Here is a 5,851-nt window from a genome sequence, read left to right as displayed (position 1 = left end):
GGGACAAGCCGCGCTCCTACGCCTTCGGCAGACGCAGATGAGCGACACGTCTGATCGTTCCCACGCTCCGCGTGGTAACGCAGTGATTGACGCTCCGCGTCACTGTGGACGCAGAGCGTCCTGTCAGGCATTCCCACGCGGAGCGTGGGAACGATCAACAGTTTCTGATTCTGTTTGTAGATCAGGGAGGCAGGTTGTTTGCGAGTTTCTGATTCTGTCTGCAGGTCGGGAAGACAGGTTCTCTCCGTGCTTCTGATTCTTTTGTAGATCAGAAAGACCGGCTCTCGCCGTGCTTTGAGTCTGTCTGTAGACCAGGGTGACGGGGCTGGGTTAAATCAGCCGGGTTTCCTCGTCATTGATCAGGTCGCTCAGGCCGCCCAGTGATTCACGGGCCTGATTTCGGTCCATCAACTTTGCCTGCGCGGCGGCAGGCAGGTCGGTGATGCTGAGGATGCCTTTGCTGGTGAGCACCTGAATCAAGTCGTCGAGTACACGGATCATCTCCATGTCGCTCAACTTCAGTTGATTCAGACTCTTTTCCACCACCTCGTTGGCATACCAGGCCTGGATCTCGTGATCGTCGGCGGGCAGTTGTCCGGTCGCTTCGGCAAACGCTGTCGCCTCTACCCGAACAAGCTCTCCACCTGCATCGCGCTGAACGTAAAACATGGCTCATTCCTCAATGAATGCAAAGGCTGGCAGCCGTCGGTGACGGCTGCCAGCACAGTACATCAGCTCTCGCGACTCAGCTATCAGTGATGATCGACCTTGATGGTCGGATCAGCGCCGTTAACCAAGGAGTTGATCATGGAGTTGTTCCACTGCACGCCCTCCACCTTGATATGTACATCGGCCGTGTTGGCTGCCGCTGTAGCCGAGGGGTTGGACGCGAACTGGCCGGTGCTGCTGACCTGAATGGTGGTGTCTTTCCCGTCGTTGGTGATCTGCAGGTACTTGGTCAGATCCGTCACGTTGTTACCATTCTCGCCTTGCAGCAGGTCGCTCAGGTCGAGCTTGTCGCCTTCGTTCGAGTTGAAGTCCTTGATCACGTCAAAGCCGCCGCTGTTGGTGTCGCCTGCTTTCCAGGCGAAGGTGTCGGCGCCCGCGCCACCGGTGAGGGTGTCGTTGCCTTTGCCACCGATCAGCAGGTCGTTGCCGTTACCGCCGTTGAGGATGTCGTTGCCGCCCTGACCGAACAGGATGTCATCGCCATTGCCGCCCAGCAGAGAGTCGTTGCCATCGGCCAGGCCGGTGGTGTTGGACGCTGTAGCAAGGTGGCTGACCGCATCGACGTGGGTGCTGAGGAACTGGTGCAGCGCCTTGTCATCGATGGTCGATACATCTTTGTTCAGCGTGTCGGCAGCGAAAGCCTTCAGCGCGGCAGTGCCTTGCAGCGTGTTGTAGCTGATCATGTCGCCGAACAGGATGTCGTTGCCGTCACCGCCGATCAGGCTGTCGTTGCCTGGCCCGATCAACGTTTCAGTGCTGAGGATTGCCGTCGCCAGCTTGCTCGGATCGATGTTGGCCTGAGAGTGCGAGTTGGAGTCGTACTGATCCAGGCTATCGGTGCCTACGCCGCCATTGATGCCGATGGCCTCGACCGCCGTGCCACCGCCAGCAGCCAACAACGCCTTGTATGCGTTGATGGATTCGTTGGTGACCGTCGATGTCGTGTCCTGGCCATTACCTGCAACGTTACCGTTCTTGTCCAGGTAGTAGGTCGGGTAACCGTCGGTGATGAAGTACGCCAGGTTCACCGCATGGGTATTGCTGGTCGCTGTCGAGCTATTGAAGAACGCTGCGGTGTTGTTGAACACCGCTTCGTAGTTCGTGCCACCACCGACGCTCATCGATTTCAGGACGGTTTCCAGACTCGACAGCGCCGAGGAAGAGGACAGGTCCACAGAGACCGACTTCTGCACGTTCGTGTCGAAGTCCACCAGATTGACCAGAACCTTGCCTGCGTGCGCGGTTGTAGCGGCCGCCTGCAGCGTCGAGAACGCGGAACGCAGTTGAGCGACCTCTTTGTCGAGGCTGCCGGCCATGCTGCCCGACGTGTCGACCATGAACGCAATGTTGTAGTTCTGACCCGCGACGAACTTGATCGCACTCATGTCCGCGACGGCGATATCGTTGGTCGCTGTGCCGGTGAAGGTGCTGGCGCCAGGAAGACCGTCAGTGGCCTTGTAGCTGCCTGCATCGACCGTCACCTGGATGTCCTTGCTGGCAGATGCGGTCGGGACCGCCGCTGGATTGCCGGTGAGGACCGCTTCGGTCGCCGTCGCGGTGACGTGCAGCGTGAAGTTCCCGGTGTAGTACTCAGGCGCCTTGATGACCAGGCTGGTCAGGTCAAGCGCGCTGACATCAGCTGGCGTGTTGGTGCCAGTGATGGTCACGCTGTGGCCTGCCGCGTCGGTCAGTACGGAGCCCGCAGGGGCGCCGGTGACGGTCACGGTGTGAGTCTCGGAACCGTCCACGCTGTCGCCGAACTGTGCAGTGATGCCGCTCAGTTTGATCGGACTGTTCTCGGTGCCGTGGTTCAACTCGTAGGCGGTGTAGTAACCCTCGCCCGTGCCGGTTCCGTTTTCGTGCAGCGTGACGCCGTTCAGGCCCGACGCTTTCAGGTCGTCGACCGTCGCGTAGATCGCGGTGTGAGCGCTGTCCAGTGCGACGTTTGTCACGGCGTTGGTGCTGTTGTTCTTGTCGGTCAGGCCGATGTTGTAGCTGCCCGGGCCCGCCTGGTTGTAGTGGTAGATATCCAGCGTGTAGTAACCGGATGCCGTCGGCGTGAAGCCTGTGCTCACAACGCCTCCACCTGCACCCCACGTGGCGCTGGCGACCTGGTTACCACCGACGGTGATCAACAGGCTGTCGTCCGCATTGCCGGTGAAGTTGTAGGTGTGGCCCGCTTCCAGATAGATCAGGCCGGACAACTTGGTGCCGGTGCCTTGCGTCACATCGGATTCCGCAGCGCCGGTGGCGGTGGTGTGGGTGGTCGCGGCGGTCGTAGTGTTGAACCCTTTGAGGATCGTTGCCGGGGCCGCGCCATTACCGTCCGTGCCCATGCCGGTCAGCGTACCGACCCAGACGTCTTTGACCAGACCGGTCGAATTCACCTGGCTGCCGGTCAGCGTCAAGGTCGGGGCGTCGGCCACCGGGGCCACCGTGATGCTGCCGGTTGCACTGCTCGCGCTTGCCAGACCCAGGTTGTCGACCGAGGTGTAGGTGAACGAGGTGCTGCCGCTCCAGTCTGCATCCGGCTTGAAGTACAGGGTCGCTGTGTTGCCGGTGGCCGCGATGTTGCTCAGGTCCGTTACCGGGTTCTGGCCGGCGGCATCGGTGAAGAAGCTGCCGTGCATGTTGGCCGAAGGTGTCAGGCTGAAGTGATTCACCGAGCCATCGACATCGGCGCCGGACAGTTTGACGGTGACCAACGTGTCTTCGTTGCCCGCGCCCGTGGCCGCGTTGACGGTCGGCGCATCGTTGGTGCCATTGACGGTCAGCGTCAGGATCGACGTGCTGGTGGCGTTCGACTTGTCAGTGACGGTAAACGGCACAGTGAAGGTCGCGCTTTCACCTGCCGCCAGATGCTGATAGGCCGCATTGCTGGCGTCCAGGGTCCAGTTGCCGGAAGCGTCAACGCTGAAGCCGGCTGGCTTGTCGGCGTCCTTGACGGTGAAGGTCAGGGCGTCGTTGCTGTCGATGTCACTGGCCTGCAGTTTGCCGGTCGCGACGCTGTCTTCCGTTACGGCCTTGCTGGTCGCGGACGCCACCGGTGCATCGTTGGTGCCCGTGACGGTCAAGGTCAGATGCCCGGTGTTGCTGACAGCACCTGCTTTGTCGGTGGCATTGAACGCGACGTCGAAGCTGATCGACTGGCCCACGCCCAGTTTCTGGTAGACCTCGCTGCTGGTGTCGATGGCCCACTTGCCGGTGGCCGGGTCGAGCACAAAACCGGTCGGTGCATTGCCAGTGATGGCGCCGTTGGCGGTGGACGTTGTGCCGGTCAACGCGTAGGTGAGCGTGTCGCCCGTATCGACGTCCGATGCCACCAGTTGGCCTGCGTTGCTCGGCGCAGTCGCATCCTCTGCGACGCTCTGAGCGGTGTTGCCAGCGACAGGCGCGTCGTTGACCGGCGTCACGTTGACGGTGACGGTCGCGGTGTTGGAGTTGGCGTGACCGTCGGTCACGGTGTAGCTGAAGGTCACCAGACCGTTGACGTCTTTGGCCGGGGTGAAGACGACGTTGCCGTTGGCGTCCATGACCACGGTACCGACCTTGTGATTTGCGCTGTCAAAGACATCCGCAGGCGTGGTCAGTGTCGACTTGCCTTGCAAGGTGTTGATGGTCAGCTTGTCACCGTCGACATCGCTGTCGTTGGCCAGCAGGGTCGCGGCCTTGATGACCAGGGGCTGGTCTTCAAGGGTGGTCAGGGTGTCGTGGCCCAAGGCAATGGCGTTGCTGGTGCCCAATACACTGTACGCGCCAACCGTGCCGTTCGAACTGACCGGGGCCACTTCCACTTTCAGCTGTGCGTAGCCGCCCTGATCCCAATAAACGATCTGGATGTCGTGCGGACCGTCGCCGGTGACCGAGAAACTCGCGGTCTTGGTGGCCGCAGACTGGTTGTTGTCAACGGCGATCACTTGCTTGCCGTCGATCAGAACCATGTAACCGTCGTCCGCCGTCACTTTCAGCGAGTAGTTGCCAGCGGCCATGGAGACCTTGCCCGCCAACTCGACGATGGCGTCGGAGGTGGTGGTCTGGGTGCTGCTGCCGTTGGTGTAGGTCAAAGAGCCCTTGTCGCCGCCCAGGAACGAACTCAGGTTGCCGGATTGGCCCAGGTCATTGTTGAACGCGCCACCGCCGCCGTAGTTGAGGGTTTTGGCATCGAAGGTGGCATCGGCCTTGTGTGAAGCGATGAAGTCCAGCGCCTGCTTGATGGTGGCAAGGTTGCCGCCGTCGGTGCCTTCTTTATAACCGTAGTAGTTGCCCTGCAGCGTGCCGACGACCGGAGCGCCGACGTCATTGACCGCGACCGGCGCGTCATTGGTGCCAGTGACAGTAATGGTCAGGTTCGACGTGCTGGTCAGGCCCGCTTTGTCAGTGACCGTGAATGGCACAGTGATGGTCGTTGTTTCACCGGCCGCCAGGTGCTGGTAGGCGGGGTCACTGGCGTCCAGCGTCCATTTGCCCGAGGCATCGACAGTGAAGCCAGCTGGCTTGTCGGCGTCGTTGACGGTGTACGACAGTACATCGTTGTCGTCGATGTCGGACGCCTGGAGCTGGCCGGTGGCCTTGGCGTCTTCGACGGCCGTACCGGTGCTGACGGCTGCAACAGGTGCGTCGTTGGTGCCGGTGACGGTGATGGTCAGCGTCGAAGTGCTGGTCAACCCTGCCTTGTCAGTGACAGTAAACGGCACGTCCAGCGTTGTGGTTTGACCGGCACCCAGGTGCTGGTAAGCCGGGTTGCCGGCGTCCAGTGTCCACTTGCCGGAAGCATCGACGCTGAAGCCCGCAGGCTTGTCGGCGTCGTTGACGGTGTAGGTCAACACATCGTTGTCGTCGATGTCGGACGCCTGGAGTTGGCCGGTGGCCTTGGCATCTTCGACAGCCGTACCGGTGCTGACAGCGGCAACAGGTGCGTCGTTGGTGCCGGTCACGGTGATGGTCAGCGTTGACGTGCTGGTCAACCCTGCCTTGTCAGTGACGGTAAACGGCACGTCCAGCGTCGTGGTCTGACCGGCACCCAGGTGCTGGTAAGCCGGGTTGCCGGCGTCCAGTGTCCACTTGCCCGAGGCATCGACAGTGAAGCCTGCCGGTTTGTCGGCATCGTTGACGGTGTAGGTCA

At 61.2% G+C, this 5,851-nt stretch carries 2 protein-coding genes; both read right to left on the bottom strand.

All coding sequences use genetic code 11. The features are described from left to right. Nucleotides 1–330 precede the first annotated feature (330 nt). Nucleotides 331–669, bottom strand: coding sequence for a tryptophan synthase subunit beta (locus tag BMY73_RS27585; protein WP_092411094.1), 339 nt, complete (start codon nt 667–669; stop codon nt 331–333). Between the two features lie 83 nt (nt 670–752). After that, on the bottom strand, nt 753–5,851 hold a 5,099-nt coding region (locus tag BMY73_RS27580), incomplete at its 5' end, for a beta strand repeat-containing protein (protein ID WP_139214297.1).

Source organism: Pseudomonas sp. NFACC02, from assembly GCF_900110765.1.
GTDB lineage: Bacteria > Pseudomonadota > Gammaproteobacteria > Pseudomonadales > Pseudomonadaceae > Aquipseudomonas.
This window is presented reverse-complemented; position numbering and strand designations above follow the sequence as displayed.